This window comes from Nostoc cf. edaphicum LEGE 07299, assembly GCF_015207245.1.
GTDB lineage: Bacteria > Cyanobacteriota > Cyanobacteriia > Cyanobacteriales > Nostocaceae > Nostoc > Nostoc edaphicum_B.
Genome location: NZ_JADEXF010000659.1, coordinates 1 through 3,535, shown reverse-complemented (window position 1 = coordinate 3,535; position 3,535 = coordinate 1). Strand labels below are relative to the sequence as shown.

At 41.9% G+C, this 3,535-nt stretch carries 4 protein-coding genes and 2 pseudogenes; 2 read left to right on the top strand and 4 right to left on the bottom strand.

Annotation, left to right across the window (positions count from 1 at the left end; translation table 11 throughout):
* From IQ229_RS18540 to IQ229_RS18525, 4 genes and pseudogenes are all read right to left on the bottom strand, one after another.
* A pseudogene (locus IQ229_RS18540) lies at positions 1-322 on the bottom strand (protein translocase subunit SecD); the annotation flags it as partial.
* A 144-nt stretch (positions 323-466) separates the two neighbouring features.
* Positions 467-1,450: an alpha-ketoacid dehydrogenase subunit beta gene (locus IQ229_RS18535; protein ID WP_194046234.1), complete on the bottom strand. Its 984-nt coding sequence runs from the start codon at positions 1,448-1,450 to the stop codon at positions 467-469.
* Positions 1,451-2,097: 647 nt separating this feature from the next.
* A pseudogene (locus IQ229_RS24910) lies at positions 2,098-2,271 on the bottom strand (CHAT domain-containing protein); the annotation flags it as partial.
* Positions 2,250-2,543, bottom strand: a complete 294-nt coding sequence (locus IQ229_RS18525) for a tetratricopeptide repeat protein (protein WP_322744013.1) — start codon at positions 2,541-2,543, stop codon at positions 2,250-2,252. The gene IQ229_RS18525 and the pseudogene IQ229_RS24910, both read right to left, overlap by 22 nt.
* A gap of 174 nt (positions 2,544-2,717) precedes the next feature.
* On the opposite strand from IQ229_RS18525, the gene IQ229_RS18520 reads away from it, so the two are divergent.
* Together IQ229_RS18520 and IQ229_RS18515 are read left to right on the top strand one after the other, a co-directional pair.
* Complete coding sequence (locus IQ229_RS18520) at positions 2,718-2,984, top strand: AbrB/MazE/SpoVT family DNA-binding domain-containing protein (protein WP_194046230.1); 267 nt, start codon at positions 2,718-2,720, stop codon at positions 2,982-2,984.
* A complete protein-coding gene (locus tag IQ229_RS18515) occupies positions 2,981-3,400 on the top strand; it encodes a putative toxin-antitoxin system toxin component, PIN family (protein WP_194046228.1) in 420 nt (139 codons plus the stop codon). The genes IQ229_RS18520 and IQ229_RS18515 overlap by 4 nt, the downstream gene beginning before the upstream one ends.
* Positions 3,401-3,535 lie beyond the last annotated feature (135 nt).

Below are 3,535 nucleotides of genomic sequence, written 5' to 3'. Positions count from 1 at the left end.
GTGCTGTACCTCCTAACACCCGTTCAGCTTGTTCTGGATCGTTGACTCCTGGTAGTTGCACCAGTATTTTATCTGTGCCGACTGTTTGGATTACTGGCTCAGAAACACCCAAACCATTAATCCGGCCTTCGACAACTTTCTTCACACCTTCCAATTCTCGTTCGGTGATTTTGGGAATATCCGCTGATGGTTTCACCTGAATTGTGAGCTGTGAACCTCCGCGCAAGTCCAGCCCTAGAGGTATCGGAATTGTGGCAATCACCGTAATAGCGGCGATTATCAGGACTAAAATCAAAATTAATAGCGATCGCTGTCTTTGCATACCATAACTCGCAACTGACAAACGCTATAATAGCGTTCTTTTGAGGAGTTATGAGTTGGGAGTTTGGGGATGGGGCATTGGGCATTGTTATTCTTTTCTTGCCCCTCTGCCCCTCTGTCCCTCTGCCTCGTCAGTCTTTAGTCCCTAAACTCGCAACGCCACCATTTTTTCCACAGCTTCTACGATTTGCTCTGGTTGGATGATTGTTAGTCGTTCCAGGTTGCCGTTATAAGGTGTGGGAATATCTTGGGAAGAAAGCCGGAGTACTGGCGCATCCAATTCATCGAATAAGCGATCGTTTATTGAGGCGATGACTTCTGCTCCAATACCCGCAGTTCGCATCGATTCTTCCACAACAATGACTTTATGGGTTTTTCTTACTGATGCACCAATGGTATCAAAATCTAATGGTTTGAGAGATATTAAATCGATAACTTCTGGATCGTATCCTTGTTTTTCAAGAGTTTTTACGGCTTGCACTACATGATGGCGCATCCGCGAGTAAGTAATAATTGTCACATCTTTTCCTGGACGCACAATTTCTGCTTTATCCAGAGGCAGTAAATATTCTTCTTCTGGTAAATCTTCTTTCAAGTTGTAAAGTAAAACGTGTTCAAAGAACAGCACTGGATTATCATCGCGGATAGCGGATTTTAGGAGTCCTTTGGCGTTTCTTGGTGTGGAACAGGCAACAATCTTTAACCCTGGCACAGCTTGGAAGTAGGTTTCTAGTCGCTGGGAATGTTCTGCGCCTAGCTGCCGTCCTACACCTCCAGGGCCGCGAATTACCATCGGAATTTTAAAGTTACCGCCAGAAGTATAGCGGAGCATCCCAGCGTTGTTGGATATTTGGTTGAAGGCGAGCAGTAAAAAGCCCATGTTCATGCCTTCAATGATCGGACGCAACCCAGTCATTGCGGCTCCCACAGCCATCCCAGTAAAGCTATTTTCAGCAATGGGGGTATCTAGAATGCGGAGTTCGCCATATTTTTGGTACAGGTCTTTGGTAACTTTATAGGAACCGCCGTAATGTCCAACATCTTCACCGAGAACGAATACGCTGGAATCACGCGCCATTTCTTCATCAATGGCTTCCCGTAAGGCGTTGAAGAATAGTGTTTCTGCCATTTAGACCTTTTAGTACGATTATGGTTTTAGAATTTTATCGTGCTGCTGTCACAAATACAGTGAGCGATCGCACTAGTTAGAGTTTAGGTTTTTTAAATAAACGGCCCCTAGCATAGAGCGAGTGATTGCCATAACTATATCAAAGCTATTTAACTTCGATTTTAGATGTTTTATGAGCGATCGCCTCTCACTCTGGCAAACGAGTAAATCCTCTATAGATTATGTACTACGATCTTGACAATATACTAAAAGTGTGCATTGAAAACTCCAAAAATCAACCATTTTGTAGGACAAGTAAGATGCGTGTCCTACAAAATTCAAATCACCAAGGATTAATTACCAGCAGCCAACTTATCCAAGAAATCGATTTTTACAGCCAGATTGGTTATATCCTGATTGGTTTCTAAGTTCTTAATTTCAGCGTTATTCAGGGCAACAATATAGGGTTGTTCACCAACCCAGGCAATAAGAGGCCCGCCAGAAGAACCACCTGCGGTAGCGCAATCATGGTAAAGTACTGCTGACTTCTCCCCAACAATGCTACATCCAGTTTCAAAGCTTGCAGTCCATCCTGTACCAGCAGTGAGGTCTTCATAGCCTTTTTTCTTGGGATTGGGAAAATCGCCAGAGTAGCCAACAAAAGATAACGTCATTAATTCCTTCGTTCCATCATCGTTCACACTCCATAAAGACACCACAACTCGTTGTGAACCTGCATACATCAATCCTCTTGTTAATCCCACCAAGCCTTCTCCCTGAACTTGCTTACCGCGTCCGGTGTTACAGGCACTTAGCACCACTAAATCAGCAGGTCGGTGTAGAACTTGTAGTAGTTTTGGACAGAAGCAAAGTAAGAAGCGCATAGTTCTTTGTTAGCTATTTTGGTGCGTAAATCTTCAATGATTTCAATAACTGCTTGAATATGTGTTTGGGCTTGTTGTAAATTACCACTACTGCGTTCTAGGAAAGCCATGTTAAAGAGGGTATTGGCTTCACCTCCCTTGTCCCCCACTGCACGGAATATGGGTAAAGCTTGGTTGTAGTATTTGAGCGCTTCTTGCTTTTCTCCTAAATCGGAGTAGACACCGCCAATAAAGTAGAGACGGCGATTTATCGCGTCTCTTGCCTTAACCGAACAGTATTGGGAGATAAGGGAGGAGAAAAAGGTCTACCTATAATTGCCTAATTACAAGCAATTCTTGTCTACGTCCCAGCTAAATGGCATAAATAAAAGGATAAAATCGAATTAGACTCAAATATGAAAATTATGAACACAGCTATTATTGCCAAAGTAACGGCTGATGGAAAGCTAGAAATTCCTCCAGAAGTGTTAGCACAGCTTCAGCCCTCTACTGAGTATGAAGTCTCGGTTACAGAAGATCAGATAGTTTTCAAAAAAACTTATCAACGATTAACACTAAAAGAATTAAGAAAACAAGTGAAAGAGGCTGGTTCAGATCCAAATCAACCAACGCTTGAAGAAATCAGTCAAATAGTCAAAGAAGTTAGACAAGAACTTTGGGCTGACAAATGAGGGTTGTAGTTGATGTCAATATTTGGATTTCAGCATTATTGTGGGGAGGAGTGCCAGATAAAGTTGTGATACTGGCACAAGAACAGACAATAACTATATTTGCTTCTGATGCTTTATTTCAGGAACTAGAAACTACTTTACGTCGCCCAAAGTTTCAGTCCAAAATACAGTCTTTAAATTTAAATTTGGAAGATGTTATTAATGCCACAAAAGATGTATTAGAGTTTTGTCCAACTATCTCTGTAGATGCTCCTCAATTACGCGATCCAAAAGATACTGTAGTTTTGGCTGTGGCTGTTGCGGCAAATGCTGAAGCAATTGTTACTGGAGATTTAGATTTATTGGTTTTGATAGAATTCAACGGAATTCCAATTTTAACTCCGCAAGATTTTTTAAGTCGTTATTTCTTAGATTAAGTTTTAGCGTTGTTGTCTGAAGGTGTCTTCTGATATGGCATATATAGGAATCCGGTTTGATTCCTGAATTTACTTGTGTGGGCAGGGAACAGGGAATAGGGAATAGGGAACAGGAAAGAAGGCATAAATCCGTAC

Excerpts from the sequence above, each read along its gene's own strand:
- IQ229_RS18535 (WP_194046234.1), bottom strand. The coding sequence starts at position 1,450 with ATGGCAGAAACACTATTCTTCAACGCCTTACGGGAAGCCATTGATGAA.
- IQ229_RS18520 (WP_194046230.1), top strand. The coding sequence starts at position 2,718 with ATGAACACAGCTATTATTGCCAAAGTAACGGCTGATGGAAAGCTAGAA.
- IQ229_RS18515 (WP_194046228.1), top strand. The coding sequence starts at position 2,981 with ATGAGGGTTGTAGTTGATGTCAATATTTGGATTTCAGCATTATTGTGG.